This window comes from Xenorhabdus taiwanensis (assembly GCF_036512875.1).
In the GTDB taxonomy this organism is placed as follows: Bacteria; Pseudomonadota; Gammaproteobacteria; order Enterobacterales; family Enterobacteriaceae; genus Xenorhabdus; species Xenorhabdus taiwanensis.
In genome coordinates, this window is record NZ_AP028978.1 from 1,138,446 (window position 1) to 1,162,276 (window position 23,831).

Annotated in this window: 24 protein-coding genes; 12 read left to right on the forward strand and 12 right to left on the reverse strand. The window is 44.2% G+C overall.

Going from position 1 to position 23,831, the window contains the following annotated elements; genetic code table 11:
* Window positions 1-46: 46 nt before the first annotated feature.
* The 5 genes from hemW to ACE1SE_RS05165 form a co-directional block, all read right to left on the reverse strand.
* A complete protein-coding gene (gene hemW, locus ACE1SE_RS05145; protein ID WP_374052927.1) occupies window positions 47-1,177 on the reverse strand; it encodes a radical SAM family heme chaperone HemW in 1,131 nt (376 codons plus the stop codon).
* A complete protein-coding gene (locus tag ACE1SE_RS05150) occupies window positions 1,170-1,763 on the reverse strand; it encodes an XTP/dITP diphosphatase (RefSeq protein ID WP_374053596.1) in 594 nt (197 codons plus the stop codon). The genes hemW and ACE1SE_RS05150 overlap by 8 nt, the downstream gene beginning before the upstream one ends.
* Before the next feature lie 64 nt (window positions 1,764-1,827).
* Window positions 1,828-2,391 carry a YggT family protein gene (locus tag ACE1SE_RS05155; RefSeq protein ID WP_374052928.1) on the reverse strand — a complete coding sequence of 188 codons (564 nt, stop codon included), beginning with the start codon at window positions 2,389-2,391 and terminating at the stop codon, window positions 1,828-1,830.
* A gap of 32 nt (window positions 2,392-2,423) precedes the next feature.
* The gene (proC, locus tag ACE1SE_RS05160; protein ID WP_374052929.1) at window positions 2,424-3,245 is read right to left on the reverse strand and encodes a pyrroline-5-carboxylate reductase; all 822 of its coding nucleotides are present in this window, start codon (window positions 3,243-3,245) and stop codon (window positions 2,424-2,426) included.
* 65 nt (window positions 3,246-3,310) lie between these two features.
* Window positions 3,311-4,006, reverse strand: a complete 696-nt coding sequence (locus tag ACE1SE_RS05165; RefSeq protein WP_374052930.1) for a YggS family pyridoxal phosphate-dependent enzyme — start codon at window positions 4,004-4,006, stop codon at window positions 3,311-3,313.
* 22 nt (window positions 4,007-4,028) lie between these two features.
* Here ACE1SE_RS05165 and ACE1SE_RS05170 point away from each other — a divergent pair, with 22 nt between their 5' ends.
* The gene (locus ACE1SE_RS05170; RefSeq protein WP_374052931.1) at window positions 4,029-5,027 is read left to right on the forward strand and encodes a type IV pilus twitching motility protein PilT; all 999 of its coding nucleotides are present in this window, start codon (window positions 4,029-4,031) and stop codon (window positions 5,025-5,027) included.
* Window positions 5,028-5,089: 62 nt separating this feature from the next.
* On the opposite strand, the gene ruvX is transcribed toward ACE1SE_RS05170, so the two are convergent.
* The 4 genes from ruvX to rsmE form a co-directional block, all read right to left on the reverse strand.
* Window positions 5,090-5,512 (reverse strand): Holliday junction resolvase RuvX, encoded by a 423-nt coding sequence (gene ruvX / locus ACE1SE_RS05175; RefSeq protein ID WP_374052932.1) that lies wholly within the window; start codon window positions 5,510-5,512, stop codon window positions 5,090-5,092.
* Window positions 5,512-6,075, reverse strand: a complete 564-nt coding sequence (locus ACE1SE_RS05180; protein WP_374052933.1) for a YqgE/AlgH family protein — start codon at window positions 6,073-6,075, stop codon at window positions 5,512-5,514. The genes ruvX and ACE1SE_RS05180 overlap by 1 nt, the downstream gene beginning before the upstream one ends.
* Window positions 6,076-6,182: 107 nt before the next feature.
* Window positions 6,183-7,142: a glutathione synthase gene (gene gshB, locus ACE1SE_RS05185; protein WP_374052934.1), complete on the reverse strand. Its 960-nt coding sequence runs from the start codon at window positions 7,140-7,142 to the stop codon at window positions 6,183-6,185.
* A 9-nt stretch (window positions 7,143-7,151) separates the two neighbouring features.
* Window positions 7,152-7,883, reverse strand: a complete 732-nt coding sequence (gene rsmE / locus ACE1SE_RS05190) for a 16S rRNA (uracil(1498)-N(3))-methyltransferase (protein ID WP_374052935.1) — start codon at window positions 7,881-7,883, stop codon at window positions 7,152-7,154.
* A gap of 362 nt (window positions 7,884-8,245) precedes the next feature.
* Here rsmE and ACE1SE_RS05195 point away from each other — a divergent pair, with 362 nt between their 5' ends.
* Window positions 8,246-8,680: a prepilin peptidase gene (locus ACE1SE_RS05195; protein ID WP_374052936.1), complete on the forward strand. Its 435-nt coding sequence runs from the start codon at window positions 8,246-8,248 to the stop codon at window positions 8,678-8,680.
* A gap of 213 nt (window positions 8,681-8,893) precedes the next feature.
* Here ACE1SE_RS05195 and ACE1SE_RS05200 read toward each other — a convergent pair whose 3' ends face one another.
* Complete coding sequence (locus ACE1SE_RS05200) at window positions 8,894-9,778, reverse strand: MBL fold metallo-hydrolase (RefSeq protein ID WP_374052937.1); 885 nt, start codon at window positions 9,776-9,778, stop codon at window positions 8,894-8,896.
* 140 nt (window positions 9,779-9,918) lie between these two features.
* Here ACE1SE_RS05200 and ACE1SE_RS05205 point away from each other — a divergent pair, with 140 nt between their 5' ends.
* Window positions 9,919-10,833, forward strand: a complete 915-nt coding sequence (locus ACE1SE_RS05205) for a LysR family transcriptional regulator (RefSeq protein ID WP_374052938.1) — start codon at window positions 9,919-9,921, stop codon at window positions 10,831-10,833.
* Here the strand turns inward: ACE1SE_RS05205 and ACE1SE_RS05210 are convergent.
* Window positions 10,816-11,745 carry a LysR family transcriptional regulator gene (locus ACE1SE_RS05210; protein WP_374052939.1) on the reverse strand — a complete coding sequence of 310 codons (930 nt, stop codon included), beginning with the start codon at window positions 11,743-11,745 and terminating at the stop codon, window positions 10,816-10,818. The two genes, ACE1SE_RS05205 and ACE1SE_RS05210, sit on opposite strands and share 18 nt — an antisense overlap.
* 132 nt (window positions 11,746-11,877) lie before the next feature.
* Here ACE1SE_RS05210 and lysA point away from each other — a divergent pair, with 132 nt between their 5' ends.
* Window positions 11,878-13,143 carry a diaminopimelate decarboxylase gene (gene lysA / locus ACE1SE_RS05215; RefSeq protein WP_374052940.1) on the forward strand — a complete coding sequence of 422 codons (1,266 nt, stop codon included), beginning with the start codon at window positions 11,878-11,880 and terminating at the stop codon, window positions 13,141-13,143.
* A 70-nt stretch (window positions 13,144-13,213) separates the two neighbouring features.
* Here lysA and fadE read toward each other — a convergent pair whose 3' ends face one another.
* Window positions 13,214-15,661, reverse strand: coding sequence for an acyl-CoA dehydrogenase FadE (gene fadE, locus ACE1SE_RS05220; protein ID WP_374052941.1), 2,448 nt, complete (start codon window positions 15,659-15,661; stop codon window positions 13,214-13,216).
* Between the two features lie 253 nt (window positions 15,662-15,914).
* On the opposite strand from fadE, the gene lpcA reads away from it, so the two are divergent.
* The 8 genes from lpcA to nqrF all read left to right on the forward strand — a co-directional run bounded on the left by lpcA (window position 15,915) and on the right by nqrF (window position 23,700).
* Window positions 15,915-16,496 carry a D-sedoheptulose 7-phosphate isomerase gene (lpcA, locus tag ACE1SE_RS05225; protein ID WP_374052942.1) on the forward strand — a complete coding sequence of 194 codons (582 nt, stop codon included), beginning with the start codon at window positions 15,915-15,917 and terminating at the stop codon, window positions 16,494-16,496.
* A gap of 36 nt (window positions 16,497-16,532) precedes the next feature.
* Window positions 16,533-17,300, forward strand: a complete 768-nt coding sequence (locus ACE1SE_RS05230) for a class II glutamine amidotransferase (protein ID WP_374052943.1) — start codon at window positions 16,533-16,535, stop codon at window positions 17,298-17,300.
* Between the two features lie 558 nt (window positions 17,301-17,858).
* Window positions 17,859-19,202 carry a Na(+)-translocating NADH-quinone reductase subunit A gene (locus tag ACE1SE_RS05235; RefSeq protein WP_374052944.1) on the forward strand — a complete coding sequence of 448 codons (1,344 nt, stop codon included), beginning with the start codon at window positions 17,859-17,861 and terminating at the stop codon, window positions 19,200-19,202.
* Window positions 19,203-19,205: 3 nt separating this feature from the next.
* A complete protein-coding gene (locus ACE1SE_RS05240; RefSeq protein WP_374052945.1) occupies window positions 19,206-20,444 on the forward strand; it encodes an NADH:ubiquinone reductase (Na(+)-transporting) subunit B in 1,239 nt (412 codons plus the stop codon).
* The gene (locus tag ACE1SE_RS05245) at window positions 20,437-21,231 is read left to right on the forward strand and encodes a Na(+)-translocating NADH-quinone reductase subunit C (RefSeq protein WP_374052946.1); all 795 of its coding nucleotides are present in this window, start codon (window positions 20,437-20,439) and stop codon (window positions 21,229-21,231) included. Before ACE1SE_RS05240 ends, ACE1SE_RS05245 begins: the two co-directional genes overlap by 8 nt.
* Window positions 21,224-21,853 (forward strand): NADH:ubiquinone reductase (Na(+)-transporting) subunit D, encoded by a 630-nt coding sequence (locus ACE1SE_RS05250; RefSeq protein ID WP_047769693.1) that lies wholly within the window; start codon window positions 21,224-21,226, stop codon window positions 21,851-21,853. Before ACE1SE_RS05245 ends, ACE1SE_RS05250 begins: the two co-directional genes overlap by 8 nt.
* A gap of 8 nt (window positions 21,854-21,861) precedes the next feature.
* Window positions 21,862-22,458: an NADH:ubiquinone reductase (Na(+)-transporting) subunit E gene (gene nqrE / locus ACE1SE_RS05255; protein WP_086107962.1), complete on the forward strand. Its 597-nt coding sequence runs from the start codon at window positions 21,862-21,864 to the stop codon at window positions 22,456-22,458.
* 15 nt (window positions 22,459-22,473) lie between these two features.
* A complete protein-coding gene (gene nqrF, locus ACE1SE_RS05260; protein WP_374052947.1) occupies window positions 22,474-23,700 on the forward strand; it encodes an NADH:ubiquinone reductase (Na(+)-transporting) subunit F in 1,227 nt (408 codons plus the stop codon).
* Window positions 23,701-23,831 lie beyond the last annotated feature (131 nt).

Consider the following 23,831-nt stretch of genomic DNA (forward strand, 5'->3'; position numbering starts at 1 on the left):
GAAAAAACTGCACCCCTGAATTTTAAGGTGCAGTTTTAGTTTTTTTCTAAAGGAACAGCTCAAGTAAGGAATTCAGGAATAGTTTTCCATGCTTGGTGATTTGCCAGTGTGTATCGCTTTCAGTGATATAACCTTTTGTCAGTGCCTCGTCAATTTGTGGACGAATGACACTTTCCGGTAATCCGGTGAAATCACTGAAATCCTGGCGTGGCATCGATTCCAGCAAGCGGAAACGGTTCATGAAAAATTCAAATGGACGATCTCCATTATCCACCTGATTTTTCTGATCCAGATAATTTCCTTGCATATAACCGCGTGGATGTTTGGTTTTTACGGTACGGAGAATACGGCCATCTGCAAACGAAATTTTGCCATGTGCGCCGCAACCAATCCCCAAATAATCGCCGAAACGCCAGTAATTGAGATTATGCTGGCATTGATAACCGGGTTTGGCATAGGCCGAAGTTTCATATTGTTGATAACCCGCTTCTGTCAGTAATTGATGGCCTTGGGAAAAAATATCCCATAACGCATCATCATCCGGTAAGATCGGAGGGCGAGAGCCAAAACTGGTATTGGGTTCAATTGTTAGTTGGTACCAGGACAGGTGGGGGGGCGATAACTCAATAGCCTGACGTAAATCATTCAATGCTTCATGGAGTGTCTGGTTAGGCAGGCCATGCATCAAATCCAGATTGAAACTGCGCAATCCAAGCCCGTTAGCTAAGTTAGCCGCCCGTTTGGCCTCTTCTGGGCCGTGGATACGCCCTAAACGGATAAGTTTATCTGAACCAAAACTTTGTATGCCGATAGAAATGCGATTGATCCCAGCTTGCTGATAAGCACTAAAACGAGCAGCCTCAACAGTTCCCGGATTGGCTTCCATCGTAATCTCTGCTTGCGGAGAGAGGGGCAGTGAAGCCCTGACGCTATCAAGCAATCGTTGCATTCCTTCAGCGCTTAACAGGCTGGGCGTTCCTCCACCGATAAAAATCGTTGATACCTCACGATCACCAATCATTGGCAGATCCACATGCAAATCTGCCAATAGATGATCAACATATTCCTGATGCGGTACATCCCCTTTTAAGGCATGTGAATTAAAGTCACAATAAGGGCATTTCTGCACGCACCACGGAATATGAATATAAAGACTCAGAGGTGGCAATTTAAGCATTACGCATGGCTTCCAATAACATTGCTAATGCTTTCCCACGGTGTGAAATGGTATTTTTTTGCTCACGTGTGAGCTCGGCTGCTGTACAGTTAAATTCAGGGGCATAAAAAACGGGATCATAACCAAAACCGCCTTTTCCAGCCGGTTCACGGGTAATCATGCCTGACCAGCGACCGTGAAATACCAGAGGGGTAGGATCTTCTGCATGGCGTAGGAAGACCAGTACACAATTGAATTGAGCCTGACGTTGCTCATCAGGAACATCGCGCATGACTTGCAATAATTTTTCCAGGTTCTCTTGATCGGAGGCATCACTACCGGCATAGCGAGCAGAATAAATGCCTGGTGCGCCACCTAATGCGTCAACCGATAACCCAGAATCGTCGGCAATCGCAGGTAAACCAGTCGCTGCTGCGGCATGGCGAGCTTTGATGATTGCGTTTTCAATAAAAGTAAGACCTGTTTCATCGGCTGAATCCACACCTAATTCGGTTTGAGCCACGATATCTAAGCCAAAATCAGCCAATAAATCAGCCAATTCACGTACTTTACCCGCATTTCCCGTGGCGAGAACAACTTTTTGTATTGCCATTATTTTATTAACCTGTATATCCAATTAATCTACTTATCTAATTGATCTGTTTATCTAATTAACCTGAAAACATTGAAGCCAGCCACCTCATTACATCGTCGCGCAGGGCATTCAGTGCGTAGAGAATAAGAATGACAATCATGGCAGAGAAATCAAGGCCGCCCATAGAAGGGATAATGCGGCGGATAGGTGTCATTAGTGGTTCAGTTAATTGAATCAGGACGTAATCCACAGGGTTGCGTCCTTGACTGATCCAGCTTAATAACGCGCGGGCGATCACTAACCAGAATACGAGCTTGCCGGCAGCAGTCAGTAACTCAATCACGCTAAACAAGAGTATGGCACCAGAAGGAACTAGAAATTGCCCTGTGGCTAACCATATTGGCAACAAGATTTTAATAATAATCAGCAGGTAGGAGAGAAGCACGGATGCAGTATCAATGGGACCAATGGCAGGAATGACTCTGCGTAATGGGCGCACCACAGGTTGGGTAATTTTAACGATAAATTGTGAGAATGGATTATAAAAATCACAACGTGCCCACTGCATCCAGACACGCAGTAGTAAAACGGCAATATATAAATCCAGAACGGTGAAAAAGACGAAGTTTAAGAATTGCATGTAGCAGCCCTGATTGAATTAAACCAATTGAATTAAAATAATTTTTCCATTTCCTGTGCTCGGCGGATGGCTCCTTGCATGGCATTGGACACAATTTCAGGCAGCTTGCCTTCATAAAAAATGCGCAATGCTTCTGCCGTTGTACCGCCTTTAGATGTTACCTGCTCACGCAGGATAGCAAAAGGAAGATCTTTTTGCGTTTCAGCAAGTTTAGCTGAACCCGTGGCTGCTTGCAGGACAAGTTCTCTGGCTGTTTCACTGTCAAATCCCAGACGTTCCGCTTCTTGCTGCATTGATTCCATGAACAGGAAGAAATAAGCAGGGGCACTGCCTGCGACGGCGATAATATCGTTGATACCATTTTCATCATTTACCCAGCAGACTTTCCCGACACTGCTCATTAACGATGCCGCAAACTCGCGATCAGCTTGCCCGATATGCTCAGGCGCAAACAAGCCACTCATCCCTTGCCCTACAAGGGAAGGAGTATTTGGCATGATGCGGATAATATTGAGATTATCCTGCAAAAACGTATAAAAACGGGAAACTGGAATGCCAGCAGCAATAGAAATAACCAGTTTTTCACTGAAATCGACATGCGAATGCAGTGATCCACAAACTTCCGCCATCATTTGCGGTTTAACCGCCAGAACGATGACATCAGCTTCTTGTGCGTAACGAATATTATCGCCTTGACTATTAATGCCATATTCTTTTGCCAGCACATCACGGCGGATAGTAGTTGGAGAACAGACAGTGATGAGTTCGGCAGGATAATCTTTTTTGACTAAGCCGGCAATGATGGCATGAGCCATATTTCCTGCGCCGATAAAGGTGATTTTACGATTTTCCATTAGATAATCTCGTCTATTAATCAGTTAATTTCAGGAATTGAATCAGGTGACTTTCATTTTCTATATTAAGACTTGTACTGACGGGTACCGAATATTGCCGTTCCAATCCTAACCAGTGTAGAACCACAAGTAATAGCGGCTTCCATATCATCCGTCATACCCATTGATAGTGTATCAGCCTGGGGATATTGCGCTTTTAGCTCAGTCAATGCTTGTTCCATTTGGCGAAAAATGGCTATTTGGCGTTCAAAGTTGCTTTCTGGTGCAGGTATTGCCATCAAGCCGCGCAATACCAGATTAGGTAATCCATCAATAGTTGCCGCCAATTCAGGTAACTCTCCCAATAAAATGCCTGATTTGCTTTCTTCTCCACTGATATTAATCTGGATCAGGATATTAAGAGGCGGCATGTTCTCAGGACGTTGTTCGCTTAGACGTTGGGCGATTTTTACTCTGTCAACGGTATGACACCAATCAAAATTTTCTGCAACCAAACGACTCTTGTTCGATTGTAATGGGCCAATAAAGTGCCACACTAAATCGTCACGGTTAGTAAAGTATTGGATCTTTTCAACCCCTTCCTGCACGTAATTCTCACCAAATTCCCGCTGACCATTGGCTATGGCTTCTGCGATGGCATCCACAGGTTTGGTTTTACTGACTGCAAGCAAAGTAATTTCTTCTGGAGAACGTCCGCATTTTTGCGCTGCAAGTGTCATGCGGTTCCTGACATCGTGAAGATTTTGTTCGATATTGTTCATAATTGACTCAGGAGATAAAAAAATGAATATGGAAAAATGGGTGTCCCTTAGTGTAAAGCATAATGCTTCCGATCTGCATCTTTGTGTCGGGCAAGTTCCGGTTTTGCGTATCAATGGTGTGTTATACCCACAAAGACAATGTGAGGAAATTCAACCTAATATCCTTATCACATGGAGTGAGAAAATATTATCGGATGTGCAGAAACAGCAGTTACATAAGCACGGTCATGTCGATTTTGTGGTGACGATGCCGGATAAACAGCGACTCAGGGGAAATCTGTTTTATCAACAATCTCATTTATCATTGGTATTACGATTGATTGAGAATAAATGCCCGACATTGGAACAACTCTATGCGCCTGACATCATCCAGCATCTTACCTTGCAGGAGGTGAGTGGATTGATATTAGTGACAGGTGCGACGGGAAGCGGTAAGTCCACTACGTTGTCAGCTATGATTAATGCTTTGAATAGTCATGTTTGTAAGCACATCATCACGCTGGAAGATCCAATCGAATTTGTTCACCAAAGCCGAAACTGTTTGATACAGCAAAGGCAGATTGGTAAGGATGTTGAGGATTATCAAACGGCATTAAAAGGGGCATTACGCCAGGATCCAGATGTGATCCTGCTAGGAGAATTACGGGATAAGGAGACGATCAGGTTGGCTTTGACAGCGGCTGAAACAGGGCACTTGGTTTTGTCAACACTGCATACCCGTGGTGCCATTCAGGCGATAGACCGTCTGGTTGATGTTTTTTCCGCAGAAGAAAAAGGTTGGATTTGTAGCCAGTTGGCCGGAAGTTTAAAGGCAGTTATTTCTCAGCAATTGCTTCCTGCTAAAGATGGTGGAAGAGTAGCTATTTATGAAGTTTTGGTCATCAATCAGGCTGTTAGTCATTTGATAAGGGAAGGCAAGAATCATCAAATAACATCATTAATGCAGACCGGTGCTGCTTGCGGTATGCAAACTTACGAGCAAAGCCGACAACAACGTAATTCGTTAGGGCTGCTGGGATAAACCGCTTGCGGTAACAGCCATGCCTTATAGTGAGTATGGCCATTACGGTATAAATATCGTTATTATTGATACTGCTGCTCAAACCAGCTTTCCAGAATAATAACAGCGGAAGCAGAATCAACCTTACTTTTATTCAGTGCCTTGTAGCCACCGTGATCAAACAGGTGAGAGCGGGCTTCCACGGTAGTTAATCGTTCATCATGCAATTCAACTTGTACCCCGAAGCGCCCGTGTATGCGATTGGCGAACTTACGGGCTTGTGCGGTGACAAGTTGTTCTGTGCCATCCATATTGAGTGGCAGACCAACAATAACCAGATCGGGTTGCCACTCTTTAAATAGTTTCCCAATAAGTTCCCAATTAGGGGAACCTTCGTTGGCTTTGAAGGAGGTTAATGCTCTGGCTGTACCTGTGATTTCTTGCCCGATGGCAGCTCCAATACTGCGAGTTCCAAAATCAAAAGCGATGATTGTACGGTTTTTCATCAGGCGTGTCCTGCTTGTGATGAGAGATTGGAAATATTAATCCCCAGTAAAGAAGCCGCCTCATGCCAGCGGGTAGCAATAGGAGTATCAAAAATGATGGAAGATTCAGCGCTGACAGTAAGCCAACTGTTTTCCATAATTTCCCTTTCCAACTGACCAGTTTCCCAACTTGAGTATCCAAGGGTCATCAAAACCTTTTTTGGTTGGCGTGATGTGCCCAGAGCTTCCAGCATATCCTTAGATGTCGTTATCATGGTGTGTTCAGAAATCTGAATACTGGAACTGAAACCTGATTGCGGTGTATGCAAAATAAAACCGTGCTCTTCAGACAGAGGACCACCTGCCATCACTGGCCGATTGAGATTAATCGCACTATCTCTATCCTTAGGGGTGATCTCTAATTTTTGTAAGATACTTTGGATAGAAACTCGGGCTATTGGCTTATTGATGATTAAACCCATTGCCCCGTTTTGATCATGTTCGCAGATATAAACCACGGAACGATTGAAATAAGGATCAGAGAGCGAAGGCATGGCAATAAGGAAATGATGCTGTAGATTCATGTGTTTTCTGATAATTATTTTGGCAATGTAAGAATGACTGGCCCACAGTATGTGGGCTCTTATTATAAATGGCAAATATTGTCAGGAAACGAACGTTGTTTGGCCTGTTATGCTATCTGTTTTTCCAATCGTTTTTCGACAGCATCCATCAGCATGCTGGTAATGGAGATGTCTGGGAATGCCGCTTCTATTTCACGTACACAGGTTGGGCTGGTCACGTTGATTTCAGTTAAACGGTCACCAATGATATCCAGCCCAACAAAAATTAATCCTTTCTCTTTTAATACCGGAGCCACTGCACGGGCAATTTCCCAATCGCTTTCTGACAATGGGCGTGCTTCTCCACGGCCACCTGCCGCCAGATTACCACGGGTTTCTCCTTGAGCAGGGATACGGGCAAGGCAATAAGGCACAGGTTCACCATCAACAACCAGTACGCGTTTATCTCCATCTTTAATGGCAGGCAGAAAATTTTGTGCCATACAATAACGGTTGCCATGTTCAGTCAGCGTTTCAATAATAACGCCGACATTGGCATCATCTTGTTTCAGACGGAAGATGGAAGCGCCCCCCATACCATCTAAAGGCTTAAAAATAACATCACCATGTTTTTGGTGGAACTCGCGTAATTTTTTGGCACTGCGGGTGACTAGCGTATCGGGTGTCAATTCCGGGAACCAGGCAGTAAACAGCTTTTCGTTACAGTCGCGCAGGCTTTGGGGCTTATTAACGATCAGGCTGCCTTTGGCTTCTGCTCTTTCCAGAATATAGGTTGCATAGATGTATTCAGTATCAAAAGGTGGATCTTTGCGCATCAAAATAACGTGCAAAGTATCGAGAGCGATTTCCTGCTCACTGCCAAGCTGATACCACTGTTGGGGATTTTCTTCTACCGTGAGCAAACGTGTGTGAGCGCGAGCCTCTCCTTGATGCAGGTAGAGATCATGCATTTCCATATAATGGATTTCCCATCCGCGTTTTTGTGCTTCCAGCAGCATGGCAAAACTAGTGTCTTTCTTGATGTTGATGGATGAAATAGGGTCCATCACAATACCGAGCTTGATCATTTTTTCTCCTTAACCCAGATCACCAAAACGTACTTGCAATGCGGTAATTGCGGTGAGTGCCGTCGTTTCTGTCCTCAAGATGCGAGGTCCTAACAGGATATCAGTAAATTGATATTTTGCTGTCATTTCTATTTCTTCGGCAGACAATCCCCCTTCAGGACCAATCAGCAGGCGTACTTTTTCCACGGGAAGCGGAAGGGTATTGATGCTATGGCTGGCACGGGGATGCAGATTCAATTTTAGGCTGCCATCGTTTTCTGCGCACCAGCTTTCAAGTGGCATAACGGGGCGGATTTCAGGGATTCGGTTACGCCCGCATTGTTCACAGGCAGAAATGGCAATTTTTTTCCATTGTTGTAATTTCTTGTCCAACCTTTCTGTATCCAGTTTTACGCCACAACGTTCAGACAGGAGTGGGGTAATCGTGTTGACACCCAATTCAACCGATTTTTGGATTGTAAATTCCATTTTTTCACCACGGGACATGACCTGTCCCAGATGTAGATTTAATGGTGATTCATGATCAGACAATTTGCCATCAAGGATAGAGACTTTAACCGTTTTTTTACTGGCTTCCGTGATTATTGCATCAAAAACCTGATTACTGCCATCAAAGAGTTGCAATGCTTGCCCGTTACTCATTCTAAGCACGCGACCAACGTGATTGGCAGCATCGTCACTCAAATAAATTTCTGCTCCTGTTGAGAGTAGTTCAGGGTGATAGATGCGGGGTATTCGCATATTGTTCTTTCCTTCTTTTTTCCGGATGCTTCCGGTATGGCGCAAACAGCCATATGACAAAATTGATTCATCGTCATGATAAATGAGCGCTGTTTGCGTGATCAAGTTATCTCTTGGCTTAAAGAATACAAGATATCTCCTTGCGAGCTGGTTCGCATATTTATTTTATAATTGCTTTTTTAGCTGAATTCTTATTGCCAAAAACCGGAATGAAAAATTAATATTCATCTTGTCCTGATTGATGTCAGGAAATAAGGAAAGAAGACCATAACAGGGATGTTGTTTATAAATGGATTTTAATTTTTCACAAGTGAGAAAAAGGAAGGGATTCTATTTTAATTAACTTAGACTATATAATAGTTATGTTTTTCTGTAGTACCTTATTGTTGTTGGCCGTTATCGATATTAAAACGTATTGCTTGCCAGATATTATCACTCTTCCTTTATTATGGTTTGGGATTTTGGTGAATATTGATGGTAATTTGGTTTCGATAAAGAGTGCAATATACGGCGCCATATCAGGGTATCTTGTTTTGTGGTTTTTGTATTGGTTATGTCGATATACCTTAAATAAGGAAGGAATCGGTTATGGTGATCTTAAATTAACTGCGGCAATCGGTGCTTGGTTGGGTGTGGAAATGATACCAATATTGATGCTGATGGCTTCATTGTCTGGATTGTTTGGGTTTGTAATAATTGGGGTGAAAAGAAAATCGTTTCCTGAATTTATCGCATTTGGCCCTTATTTATGTTTATCCGCGATAATATTGTTGGGGTATGGTATTGGTGGAGTATAGTATTAATCTGCAAAGTGGGGAAATAGATAAAAAGTGGCGGATTAAAAAATTGAGATTTTTATGCAAGCTGATTTATTGGGTTATGGAGTGAGAGTGTTTTTTATTTGGCGCTTTGGATTCATTAAAATTAAATAGGGCGAGTTTCATTAAGATAATGTTTCAAATATTACTATACGGGCGCTACTATCCGCAACGCCCGTGATGATTTTTAACTTATTGAGGCCACTTCATTTCACCTTTTAATACTTTGGCACTGAGTTCAAGGCTGGATTCATCAGCTAAATCCGGGTAGTGTTTTTTCATGGCTGCAATCAGCGCATTGGAATCTTTTGCTTTCGGTAACTCTTTTTCCAATGTTGTCAGATAATTCTGGGTGAAAGTTACTGAATCCAACGTCATTGATGAGTTCCCCAGATAGTGGCCTGGTACAACAGTTTTAGGTTGCAGGTTCTTGATGTGATCCAATGTTTGTTGCCAATGCTGGCGTGATGCTTTGGTCTGGGTATCTGCAATCCATACATGGATATGGTCAGAAACAGTTACACCACCAACAACCGCTTTTAATTTAGGAACCCAGACAAAAGTACGATCTGCGGCGGGGCCATCTAAACCTTCAACAATCAGTTTTTCACCATCAACAGTAAAAGAATTTCCTGTTAATGGTTCTGGTACGACGATCTTTTTGGGAGCCTGATCCGCAAGAATTCCACCCCAATAGGCCAGCTTGCCATCTTTGGTTTCATTGATTGCTTTGATGGTTTCTGGTGATGCGATAACTTTGGCGTCAGGGAAAGCTTCGGTGATCACGTCAAGACCAAAGTAAAAATCAGGATCGGATTGGCTGATATAGATCGTTGTCAGTTTTTTGCCTGTTTGCTGGATCATTTTTACCAGCTCTTGCGCATCATTTTTCTTAAATTGGGCATCGATCAGAACAACTTCATGAGCACCACTGATAATTTCAGAAGAAACAGGGAAGACACCTTTTTCACCTGGATTGTAGATATCCAATTTTAGATCGGTTGCTTGAGCCAGTGAGGCCATCCCCAAGGAGAGTGTCGCAGCCAGAGTGATGTTTAATGTTGTTTTGCGAGCCATAGTCGAATTCCTGTATCAAAATGCGTGTGTGCTTGAATGGCATGTATGATAAGTTGCATATTCCGATTTAAAAACCCCATAATCAGCAACTATTTGTTGCATAAATCGAGCTAATTAGGGCAAAAAATAGGTTGACCGAAATGGACAGGATCACCGCAGCACAAGTGTTTATTACGATTGTTGAACAGGGCAGCCTAATTGCAGCAGCAGAGCGATTGGATATGTCGAGGGCAATGGTATCGCGATATTTGGCAGAAATGGAAAAGTGGGCAGGTGTTCGCTTATTGCATCGTACGACACGTAAGATTAGCCTGACTTCGGCGGGTGAGAGTGCTTATCAACGTAGCCTTAATTTAATGGAATTAGCAGAAGGAATGCCTGCGCAGCAATCTTTGGAAGCACAAACCTTAAGAGGATTGTTGCGAGTGAGTTGTTCCCAGTCGTTAGGCATTAGTGCGCTGGCCGTTGCTATTCCTGAATTTATGCGGATGTATCCACACATTGCCGTCAATTTGCAAATGGATAATAAGGTTGTCAATTTGATAGAAGAACGCATCGATTTGGCGATCCGTATTACCAATAATCTGGAACCAAATCTGATAGCTCGCCCATTATCGACTTGCCATTCTATCGTTTGTGCTGCGCCGTCTTATTTAACGGGAAAATCTATTCCCAACAATCCTATGGATTTAACATCACATAATTGCCTGACTTATAATTTTTTCGGCAAAAGTTTGTGGGTATTTGAAAAACAGCATGAGCACTATTCAGTTCCTGTCAGTGGTACGTTAAGTGCCAATGAATCGACTGTATTAATGGAAGCTGCTTTGCAGGGAGCTGGAATCGCAATGCAGCCTTACTATTCAGTTTCTTCTTATTTGATGTCAGGGCAGTTAGTTGAGCTGCTACCTGATTACCAACCTCAAGCAATGGGAATCTATGGTATTTATACCAGCCGTCAGAATATGCCAGCGACTTTACGTGCACTGTTGGATTTTCTGGTGGATTGGTTTGCTACATCACCTCATTGGCAGCAATTAATGTTGAAACGCTAATGTCAATTTTTCGGCAAATAGAGCAGTCTGTTGTTGTAAATGGGTAATAAAAGCCTTGACAGGTTCTGAGGAGGGGCGATGTATGGGTTTGATTAAACTTACTGTGAATGGAATGTCGATACTGAATGGTCGAATGCAAATTTTTGCGCTGTTATCTAAATAATCCAATGCAGTTAGCGGATTTACAATGGATATGCCAATGCCTTCGTTAATCATGGCACAAATTGAGGCCGCGCTATGGGTTTCCATTACCATCTTGCGATTGATTTGATGCTCAGTAAAGATTGTATCAATGAGTTGCCTGTAACTGTCTGTGATCGAGAGGCTGATAAATTTTTGATTGTGAAAATCTGCTGGTGTCAGTTGTGATTTTTGACTAAGTGGATGATTAATGGGTAAGACACAAACTTCATTTAAGGTTATCAACGTTTCTCGCTCAGTACCTGCCGGTGCCTGTAAATGTTCGGTTAAGCCAATATCATAGCGCTGTGCTGAAAGCCATTCTTCCAATAGGGGAGACTCTTGCGGAATAATGGTCAGTTTGGCTTCAGGATAATGTTTGATAAAACTGCAACAGGCTTTGGGCAGCAGGGATTGAGAGAACATTGGCAGGCAAGCGATGGATAATTGTGCCTGTTCAAATTGTCGGATACTGTCAGCCGCATTGATTATTCTTTCCAGCCCATAATAAGAGCGCTGCACTTCCTCAAATAACCGTAATCCTTGTGCGGTTGGAAACAGACGCCCTTTTATTCGATCAAACAATTTAAATTTCAGTAATTGTTCAAGGCGTGCAAGTTCACGGCTGACTGTGGGCTGGGATGTTTTCAGTAGTAACGCTGCATCAGTCAGGTTCTTGGTAGTCATTACAGCATGGAAAATTTCAATGTGTCGCCATGAACAGGAGCGCATAGATTTATCTCATTGAGTAAAAAGCATACACAACAATATCACAAATGAATAGACTATGGCTAAATGGATATTTTTATTCCTGCCTTGTTATTGTCAATAATGAAAAATCTGCTGATTTTGTGAGACGCTTCAATGACTATATCGACCTTAATTCCTGATATGGGGAAACATTTTACCCCTGATAATCTACTCTGTTTGCCAATTCAATACGGAACACCATTGTGGCTTTATGATGGCGATAGCATCATCAAACAAATCAAAAAATTAAAACAGTTTGACGTCATTCGGTTCGCACAAAAAGCGTGTTCCAATACTCATATTTTACGCTTGATAAGGGAGCAGGGGGTGAAAGTTGATGCGGTGTCATTGGGGGAAATCGAGCGGGCGCTTTATGCAGGTTTTAAACCTGGCCGAGATAAATCAGAGATTGTGTTCACGGCGGATGTGATTGATGAAGCAACATTGTCGCGTGTCATTGAGCTGGATATTCCGGTCAATGCCGGTTCTATTGATATGTTGGCACAAATCGGTGAACGTCAGTCTGGTCATCCGGTGTGGTTACGTATCAATCCCGGATTTGGACATGGGCATAGTCAAAAGACCAATACTGGTGGAGAAAATAGCAAACATGGGATCTGGTTTCAGGATCTCCCTCTGGCAATTGCAAAAATTCATCAATATGGTTTGAAATTAGTGGGGCTGCATATGCACATTGGCTCAGGGGTGGATTATCAGCATCTCTCCAATGTCTGTAATGCTATGGTGGAGCAAGTCATGCTATGTGGGAAAGATATTCAAGCTATTTCCGCAGGCGGTGGCTTATCTATTCCTTATAAGGACGATGAAGAGTCAGTCGATACCGAACATTATTACAGCTTGTGGCATGAGGCTCGTCAACGTATTGAGCAACATCTGGGGCATCATATTGAGCTGGAAATTGAACCTGGTCGATTTCTGGTCGCTGAGGCAGGGATCTTAATGTCGGAAGTACGGGCGGTTAAATCTATGGGTAATCGACATTATGTGCTGGTGGATGCAGGTTTCAATGACTTAATGCGTCCGGCAATGTATGGCAGTTATCACCCTATTTCTGTGTTGCCGGTGGAAACTGCATCGTTAGAAACCACATTGCTAGAAACCATCGTCGCGGGGCCGTTATGTGAATCTGGTGATGTGTTTACACAGTTAGAAGGTGGGGAGGTTGTAGCACGCATGTTGCCCCATGTTAGCGTTGGGGATTATCTGATTTTTCACGATGTCGGTGCTTACGGTGCTTCTATGTCTTCAAATTATAATAGCCGTCCTTTGATCCCTGAAATTTTATTTATTGAGGGAGAGGCGCGTTTGATCCGTCGTCGCCAGACCATTGAAGAGTTGTTATCACTGGAGTCCATTTAAATAAAAACGGGGTGCCGATGCCCCGCTTCTTAGTCCCATATTTAGTATGAATCAGGTTTTCAGGTCAGCATCAGGCGGCTTTATTTTGACGCTGATTTTCAGGCTTTTTTGCTGGATTGGGTACAGCGAATGCATTTGGCTCAAATTCATCGACATTGATTGAACGCAATCGACTGTTTTCAGCTCGTTTCAGGATCTCTGCTTCTTCCTGGCTGATTTTATTCTCTGCCAGTGCCTGCTTCGCTAATTCATCTAAACGTGTGAAGCTTAGGTTTTTGCCTGCTTCGTGGCTCAAGCGAACATGGATTGGCTCTGCGGCGATGATATCGTGCAATGCTTCTTCCAGTAACCCGTGGGGGTTATGCTCACTTGGTGTCAGATATTGCCCACGTCCAATCCGGCTACGGGTTGCGGAAGGAGTCTGTAATATCTGAGCCAGTTTGTGATCTAATTTATCGGATGGTGCGGTGTGTGCACGCCCCAGTGGGAAGATAATCATTCGCATTAAACCAGCAACCAGACGGTTAGGGAAGTTGCGCAGTAAATCATTTACGGCCTGTTCAGCTTGATTCAGGCTATCTTCTACTGCCCATTGGATCAATGGAAAATCTTCTTTCTGGCGTCCTTCATCTTCATAGCGTTTCAAGGCCGCAGAAGCCAGGAAGATTTGGCTTAGAATGTCCCCTAAACGAGCTGAAATACGTTCACGGCGTTTCAAACTGCCTCCCAATACTCCCATTGAAACATCAGAGAGTAGGGCAAGGTTAGCACTTAATCGGTTGATCTGTTGGTAGTAACGGCGAGTAGCATCATTAACTGGTGAACGACTGGTTCTGCCTTTAGTAATACCAAGCCACAGGCTGCGCAGAGTGTTGCTGGCAATATGGCCCAAGTGACCAAACAGAGCTTTGTCAAAGTGTTTTACATTGTTGCTTTCTGCTGCGGCGATTTCAGCCAATACATAGGGATGGCAACGGATTGCACCCTGACCAAAGATGATCATGCTACGGGTCAGGATATTCGCACCTTCAACAGTGATAGCAATGGGTGCACCCTGATAACCGCGAGCAAGGAAGTTAGATGGCCCAAGACAGATGCCTTTGCCGCCAGCGATATCCATGGCGTCAATAAAAGAACGTTGACCTCTATGCGTACAATGGTATTTCACGATAGCAGACAGAACCGACGGTTTTTCACCCAACATGATACCACTAGTGATCATGGTTGCGGCCGCATCCATCAAATAAGCATTACCTGCGATACGTGCCAGTGGCTCTTCGATACCTTCCATTTTACCAATAGGCAGCTTGAATTGACGGCGAATATAGGAATAAGCACCAATTGCCATAGCTGCACTTTTCAATCCCCCTGTTGCGTTGGATGGCAAAGTAATACCACGGCCAACCGACAGACATTCAACCAGCATTCGCCAGCCCTGGCCTGCCATTCTCGGTCCACCAATGATGTAATCGATAGGAACGAAAATATCTTTACCGCGGGTTGGACCATTCTGGAATGGGATATTCAGAGGGAAATGGCGGTGACCAATCTCAACGCCTGGCGTATTGGTTGGGATTAAGGCACAGGTAATTCCCAGTGATTCAGTATCGCCCAGCAGATGGTCAGGGTCATACAGTTTAAATGCCAATCCCAGCACGGTAGCGATAGGGGCAAGGGTAATATAACGTTTATTCCAATTCAGGCGCATACCAAGAACTTGTTCGCCTTGCCATTCACCCATACAGACAACGCCGGTATCAGGAATAGCGCCGGCATCTGAACCGGCTTCCGGGCTGGTCAAAGCAAAGCAAGGAATTTCTTCACCACGAGCAAGTCCAGGCAAGTAACGTTTTTTCTGTTCATCTGTGCCGTAGTGTTGCAGCAATTCACCTGGCCCCAAGGAGTTAGGTACGCCAACAGTAATTGCCAGAATACCCGATACGCCTGCCAGTTTTTGCAATACCTGAGATTGAGCGTAAGCGGAAAATTCCAGACCACCATATTCTTTCTTGATGATCATGGCAAAGAAACGGTGTTCTTTCAGGTAGGCCCAAAGCTCAGGTGGTAAGTCAGCCAGTTCATGGGTAATTTGGAAATCATTTGCCATGCGACAGGCTTCTTCTACTGGTCCATCAATAAAAGCTTGTTCTTCAGCTGTTAATTGCGGCTTTGGATAGTTATGCAGTTTTTGCCAGTCAGGATTACCACGGAATAGATCGCCTTCCCACCATGTAGTTCCTGCATCAATGGCTTCTTTCTCTGTTTTGGACATGCTTGGCATAACCTTACGGAAGGCTTTTAAGCCAGGTGCAGAGAATAAGGAGATACGTACAGGTGTAAAGACAAGAGGGAATAGGACGATGACGAGTGGTAACAGCAGCCAGTAACTCCAAAGGCCAGTTATACTCATAACGAACGTATAGGCAACAAGCAGCAAGCTGCTGAGTGTTAAGCTGACTTTGTGGTAACAAAGTCCGCCAATCAAGACTAAAAATAAGATAATACTAAAAGCGGTCATAGTAAAACTCCTGTAAATCTCAGGTTGAGTTGTCAGAGGTCTGACCTGTTGTGGTGTCCTTCTTTTTTAGATGAGGAAAGTGTATTTATCAATATATTTACATCTTAATTACAATCCAGCTCACAAAGTCGAGTTAGTTTTGTAAACGATAATTCTTTCAAGATGTGATGATATCTTCTTTCAGATAGGGGAATCCGTTACACTTGCTGACTGACATTATTAATCCCGAAGACTTTTCAGGAGTATGAGTTCCATGTATCAAGAACTGATCCGCAGTGAATTATCCGAAGCCGCAGAGACGTTGGCTAACTTCCTCAATGATGATGCAAATATCGACGCTATTCAGAAAGCGGCGGTTTTACTGGCTGATTCATTTAAGGCGGGAGGAAAGGTGCTGTCCTGTGGTAATGGTGGCTCACATTGTGATGCCATGCATTTTGCGGAAGAATTGACTGGTCGCTACCGTGAAAATCGCCCAGGATATCCGGCCATTGCGATTTCTGATCCCAGCCACATATCTTGTGTGAGCAATGACTTTGGTTATGACTATGTATTTTCCCGTTATGTTGAAGCTGTCGGTCAGAAAGGTGATGTACTGTTGGGCATTTCAACGTCAGGAAACTCTGGTAATATCATTAAAGCGGTTGAAGCAGCCCGTGCCAAGGGGATGAAAGTCATTACACTGACTGGCAAGGATGGCGGAAAAATGGCAGGAACGGCAGATGTTGAAGTTCGAGTACCACATTTTGGTTATGCAGATCGTATTCAGGAGATCCACATCAAAGTCATTCATATTTTGATTCAATTGATTGAAAAAGAAATGGTAAAAGCCTGATTGCTTTTCGTCAGGAATCGGCGTTAGGGGTAGTCAATGTGTGAATTACTTGGCATGAGCGCCAACGTGCCAACAGATATCGTTTTCAGTTTGAGTGGTCTCATTCAGCGTGGTGGGCATACCGGTCCACATAAAGACGGCTGGGGAGTTACTTTCTATGAGGGATTGGGATACCGAACATTTAAAGATCACCAATCCAGTTGTCATTCGCCTGTGGCTCGATTTGTACAAGGCTATCCAATCAAATCAGAAGTGATTGTCGCCCATATTCGTCAGGCCAACAGTGGTAATGTTTCCCTGGTCAATACCCATCCATTTACCCGTGAACTGTGGGGAAGATATTGGACTTATGCCCATAATGGCCAGTTTAAGGGATATAGTAAGCTGAAAACGGGTAATTACCGGCCGGTTGGTGAGACAGACAGTGAATGGGCATTTTGCTGGATATTACATCAATTATCGCTGAAATATCCCAAGCGACCTTCTAATTGGCCTGCAGTATTTAAATTTATTGCTTCCCTGGCGGATCAACTGAGAAAGAAAGGTGTTTTCAATATGCTATTGTCAGACGGGCAGTTCGTTATGGCTTACTGTTCGACTCAATTGCATTGGATTACTCGTCGTGCCCCTTTCGGTAGGGCTAAATTACTTGATCAGGATGTTGAAATTGATTTCCAGCAGCATACCCAGCCAGGGGATGTCGTATCTGTGATTGCCACCCAACCTTTAACCGGAAACGAAGTTTGGCACCGTATTGAATCAGGTGATTATGTGCTATTCCATTTTGGAGAGAGAATAACTTGATACACTGTTCCAAAAGGGTGATTAGTTTTCTGGTTTTACGTTAATAACATATTGCCCGCCTAATTACGTTAACTGTGGCAGGAATGCTATTTGGACAAATACGCATAGGCGGGCTGTTATTGTTTCCAAAACAAGCCATCGTCGTTATTTTGGTGCCGCCTTCATTAAATTCCTGCCGGAATATCCTTTTGATTTATCGAACTCATTGGGAAGACTCAAATTAACGGTGCGATAATTAATTTTTGATTGAAAATCGCCCTGACGTAGGGAAAAGTGATAGAAACATTCGTCTTTATCGAATGGTTGACGGTTTAGCAGAGAAATTATTTTTATTTGCTTGAACTGTGTCACTTGATTAATCAGACAGTCAGTGGGGGAGATGTTAGAATTACTCCGGCGAAAATTAAGAGAAACTTTGTAACGATTATCGGAGTGAATAACTTGAGGCATTCTATTGCTCAAGGTTTTTTGTATTACTAGAGTCGCTGCATTACCTCACGGGAGTACCGCAAGGTAATCTGTAGTATATGATTTAACTGATAAACTTGTGCAAATCTTATGATTAAAATTAAAAAAGGACTCGACCTCCCGATAGCAGGAGCGCCTGCCCAAGTTATAGAAGATGGTCCAGCAATTCGCCATGTTGCTTTACTGGGTGAAGAATATGTTGGAATGCGTCCTTCTATGCTGGTTAAGGAAGGTGAGCATGTCAAAAAAGGGCAAATTCTTTTTGAAGATAAGAAGAATCCAGGGGTTGTCTTCACTAGTCCTGCAAGCGGGAAAGTTGTCACCATTGGACGTGGAGAACGTCGTGTTTTGCAATCCGTTGTTATTGAAATAAGTGGCGATGAGAAAGTCACATTCGATCGCTATGAGCGTGCTGAACTTGCTGGCTTGAGCCGTGAACAAGTAGAGAAAAATCTGCTTGAATCAGGATTGTGGACGGCGTTGCGTACACGTCCTTTCAGCCGTACCCCTGTCCCCGGTTCCACACCAAAGGCCATCTTTGTTACGGCAATGGATACCCAGCCACTGGCTGCTGATCCACTCGTCGTTATCGCAACTCAGGAAGAGGCTTTTGTTGATGGCCTGAATGTTCTGTCAACATTGACAGAGGGGAAAATCCACGTTTGTTACGGCGCTGGAAATATTCCAACAGTGGGAAATAACGCGCAAATCACCTACAACCAGTTCACTGGTCCACACCCAGCCGGTTTGGTGGGCACGCATATTCATTTCATTGAACCTGTTAGTGCCCAAAAAAGGGTTTGGCATCTGGGTTATCAGGATGTTATTGCTATCGGTAAACTGTTTACCACAGGTGAGCTTTATACTGATCGTGTGGTATCTCTGGCAGGGCCACAGGTTAAGTCACCACGTTTGGTACGTACCCGGTTAGGGGCTGATTTGCGAGAATTGACGCAAAATCAGTTGCAAGAGGGTGAAAATCGTATTGTTTCTGGTTCCGTACTGTATGGTACAAAATCAGACGACGTTCGTCATTATCTTGGCCGCTTCCATACGTTAGTTTCTGTACTTGCTGAAGGTCGGGAAAAAGAGCTGTTTGGTTGGATTGCGCCAGGCACTAATAAGTTCTCGATTACCCGCACCACAATCGGCCACTTCCTGAAAAAGAAACGTTTTGCTTTCTCAACTACGACAAACGGGGGGGAACGTTCCATGGTGCCAATTGGCAACTATGAGCGTGTAATGCCACTGGATATCATGGCAACTCACCTATTGCGTGACTTGCTTGCTGGTGATTCTGATAGCGCTCAGGCGCTGGGTTGTCTGGAGCTGGATGAAGAAGATTTGGCATTGTGTACTTATGTTTGCCCAGGCAAATATGAGTACGGTCCAGTACTGCGTGAAGTGCTGACGAAGATTGAGCTGGAAGGGTAATTCATGGGCCTGAAAAATTTATTTGAAAAAGCAGAGCACCACTTTGAGGCCGGTGGCAAACTGGAAAAGTATTATCCTCTTTATGAGGCAGTAAGCACCGTTTTCTATACGCCGGGCACAGTGACAAAAGGAAATGCCCATGTTCGTGATGCCATCGATCTCAAGCGCATGATGATCCTGGTGTGGCTGTCTGTTTTCCCTGCGATGTTTTGGGGCATGTATAACGTCGGGAATCAGGCAATACCTGCCCTGACTCATTTATATAACGGAGAGGCTTTACAGCAAGTTTTGGCTTCTGATTGGCATTACATGCTTGCTCAGTATCTTGGTGCGTCATTAACACCAGATGCAGGGTGGGGCAGTAAAATGCTGTTGGGAGCAAGTTATTTCCTGCCAATTTATGCGGTTGTGTTTGTCGTGGGTGGCTTCTGGGAAGTTTTGTTTGCCATTATCCGCAAACATGAAATCAACGAAGGTTTCTTTGTTAGCTCCATTCTGTTCGCATTGATTGTTCCACCCACACTGCCATTGTGGCAGGCAGCTTTGGGGATTACTTTTGGCGTGGTGATTGCGAAAGAGATCTTTGGTGGGACTGGTCGTAACTTCCTGAACCCGGCTTTGGCGGGTCGTGCTTTCCTGTTCTTTGCTTATCCCGCTCAGATTTCTGGTGATTTGGTTTGGACTGCGGCTGATGGTTTCTCTGGTGCAACGCCTTTGTCCCAATGGGCAACTGCGGGTAGCCACGGTCTGATAAATACCGTTACCGGTCAGCCAATCACTTGGATGGACGCTTTTATTGGTAACATTCCTGGTTCAATCGGTGAAGTATCCACTTTGATGATTTTTATCGGTGGTGCCATCATTCTGTTTTCCCGTATTGCTTCGTGGCGCATCGTTGCTGGTGTGATGATCGGCATGATTGCAACGTCTTATCTGTTTAATGCGATTGGTTCTGGTACTAACCCAATGTTCGCTATGCCGTGGTACTGGCATATGGTTCTGGGAGGTTTCGCTTTTGGTATGATCTTTATGGCGACTGATCCTGTATCGGCAGCATTTACGGATAAAGGGAAATGGGCATACGGTATCCTGATCGGTGCTATGTGTATTTTGATCAGGGTTGTAAACCCAGCGTATCCAGAAGGAATGATGTTGGCGATCTTGTTCGCTAATCTGTTCGCGCCACTGTTCGATTATCTGGTCGTACAGGCCAATATTAAGCGGAGAAAAGCCCGTGGCTAATGATAAACCAAAAAACAATGATAGCATCGGCAGAACATTCCTCGTTGTTTTTGTGCTGTGTCTTGTATGTTCGATTGTGGTTGCTGGTTCAGCCGTGGGGTTGAAAGCGCAGCAGCAGGAACAGAAGCTGCTGGATAAGCAGCGTAATATTCTGGATGTAGCGGGTTTGCTAAAACCGGACATGACAACGGTGGAAATCAAAGAAATCTATAACAGCCGCATTCAACCTGAATTGCTTGATTTGAAAACAGCAACGTTGCAAGAAAGCGCCGGTAATTTTGACCTGAATAATGCCCTGCGCAGTGATGAAACCAGTGTTGCTTTGTTACCTGAGCTTGATCTGGCGAAGATCCGCCGCCGAGCCAATATGGCCGAAATCTATCTGGTTAAGGATGAAAGCGGTAAAACGACTGAGCTGGTTTTGCCAATATATGGTTCTGGCCTGTGGTCAATGATGTATGCCTTTATTTCCATTGATATAGATGGTGTCACATCTCATGGCATCACTTACTACTCTCATGGTGAAACTCCTGGTTTGGGGGGGGAAGTTGATAACCCACAGTGGCGTAAGCAGTGGGTAGGCAAAAAACTCTATAACCCGCAAGGTGTTCCGGCACTTAAGATCGTCCGTGGCGGTGCAGGTAATAATCCTTACGGTGTAGATGGGCTGTCCGGAGCAACCCTGACTTCTAACGGTGTTCAGCACATGTTTGATTTCTGGCTGGGTGATAACGGTTTTGGCCCGTTCCTGAAAAAAGTACGTGAGGGAGCCTTGAAAGATGGCTGATAGTAAAGAGATAAAACGCGTCCTGCTTGGGCCGCTGTTTGATAATAACCCAATTGCATTGCAGGTTTTGGGGGTATGTTCAGCGCTGGCTGTGACTACCAAACTGGAAACTGCGTTAGTCATGACCATTGCAGTTACTCTGGTCACTGCGTTTTCTAGCTTTTTTATTTCATTAATTCGTAACTACATCCCCGGTAGTGTGCGAATCATCGTACAGATGGCAATCATTGCATCTCTGGTTATCGTCGTAGACCAGATTTTGCGGGCTTATGCCTACGAAATTTCCAAACAGCTATCGGTATTTGTGGGCCTTATCATCACGAACTGTATTGTTATGGGACGTGCTGAAGCTTATGCCATGAAAGCACCGCCCGTTGAAAGTTTTATGGATGGTATCGGCAATGGTTTGGGCTATGGCGTCATCCTGTTGCTGGTTGGTTTCTTGCGTGAACTGTTTGGTTCAGGAAAATTGTTCGGTGTTACGGTGCTGGAATCTGTCAAGAATGGTGGTTGGTATCAACCCAATGGTTTGTTCCTGCTGGCACCGAGTGCATTCTTCATTATTGGTATGCTGATTTGGGGTTTACGGACTCTGAAACCTGCGCAGGTTGAGAAGGAGTAACAAACAAAATGGAGCATTATATTAGTTTGTTTGTCCGCGCAGTCTTTATCGAGAATATGGCGTTATCTTTCTTTCTCGGTATGTGTACATTTTTGGCGGTATCAAAGAATGTTAAGACGGCTTTTGGCCTCGGTGTGGCTGTAACCGTCGTATTGGGAATTTCGGTTCCTGCCAATAACCTTGTCTACAATCTGGTACTCCGTGATGGAGCGCTGATGGATGGGGTGGATCTGAGCTTCCTGAACTTCATTACCTTTATCGGGGTCATTGCTGCACTGGTGCAGATCCTGGAAATGATCTTAGACCGTTATGTTCCGGCACTTTACAACGCATTGGGAATTTTCCTGCCGTTGATTACGGTGAACTGTGCGATTTTCGGTGGCGTTTCATTTATGGCACAGCGTGACTATAACTTTGGTGAATCCATCGTATACGGTTTCGGTTCAGGTATGGGCTGGATGCTGGCAATTGTTCTGATGGCTGCTATCCGTGAAAAAATGAAATATGCGGATGTTCCGGCAGGTCTGAAAGGATTGGGGATCACCTTTGTCACCACCGGTTTGATGGCATTGGGCTTCATGTCCTTTTCCGGTGTGCAGCTCTAAAGGCGAGAAGAATTCATGGATATAATTATTCTAGGCGTAGTCATGTTTACCCTGATTGTGTTGGTACTAACGGCAATGATTTTGTTCGCAAAATCTAAGTTAGTGAACACCGGGGATATTAAAGTTGAAATCAATGGCGATGAGGATAAAAGTTTCTCTGCTCCCGCCGGTGATAAGTTGTTGGGTATGCTTTCCAGTCAGGGGATTTTCGTCTCCTCTGCGTGTGGTGGCGGTGGTTCTTGTGGCCAGTGCCGGGTGAAAATTAAGGAAGGCGGTGGTGATATCCTGCCAACGGAACTTTCCCACATCAACAAACGTGAAGCAAAAGAAGGTTGCCGATTGGCATGTCAGGTCAGTGTTAAACAAGACCTGAAAATCGAATTGCCAGAGGAAATCTTTGGTGTTAAGAAATGGGAATGTGAAGTTATCTCCAACGATAACAAAGCCACTTTCATTAAAGAATTGAAACTGAAAATTCCTGACGGGGAAGTCGTGCCATTCCGTGCGGGTGGTTACATTCAGATTGAATGCCCTCCCCATGTTGCCCGTTATGCTGATTATGATGTTCCACAAGAATATCGCGAAGATTGGGATAAATTTAATCTGTTCCGTTATGTCTCTGAAGTCAAAGAGCCGACGGTTCGTGCGTATTCAATGGCGAATTATCCAGAAGAGCATGGCATTATCATGCTGAACGTGCGTATTGCAACGCCCCCACCAAGAAACCCGGATGTTGTTCCGGGTATCATGTCTTCTTATATTTGGTCGCTGAAATCAGGTGATAAGGTCACGATCTCTGGCCCATTTGGGGAATTCTTCGCGAAAGACACCGATGCTGAAATGATCTTCATCGGTGGGGGAGCTGGTATGGCCCCAATGCGTTCTCATATTTTCGACCAGCTTAAACGTTTAAACTCTAAACGTAAGATTTCCTTCTGGTATGGTGCGCGTTCTAAGCGTGAAATGTTCTATACCGAAGATTTTGATCAGTTGGCAGCGGAAAATGAAAACTTCACGTGGCATGTAGCATTGTCAGATGCTCTGCCGGAAGATAATTGGGATGGCTATACAGGCTTTATCCATAATGTCCTGTATGAAAACTACCTGAAAGATCATCCGGCACCTGAAGACTGTGAATTCTATATGTGTGGGCCTCCGGTCATGAACGCGGCGGTCATTAAGATGTTGAAAGATCTTGGTGTAGAAGATGAAAACATCATGTTGGATGATTTCGGCGGCTGATGGTATACCCAATAAAGTTGGGGTTGCAGCTAACATGATTTAACGACAGGCGCCCACAAAATGTGGGCGCTGCGATTTAGAAACAGCCAAAATAAGCCAGAAAGAGTGAGTTATGCTGAGTAAAAAAATGA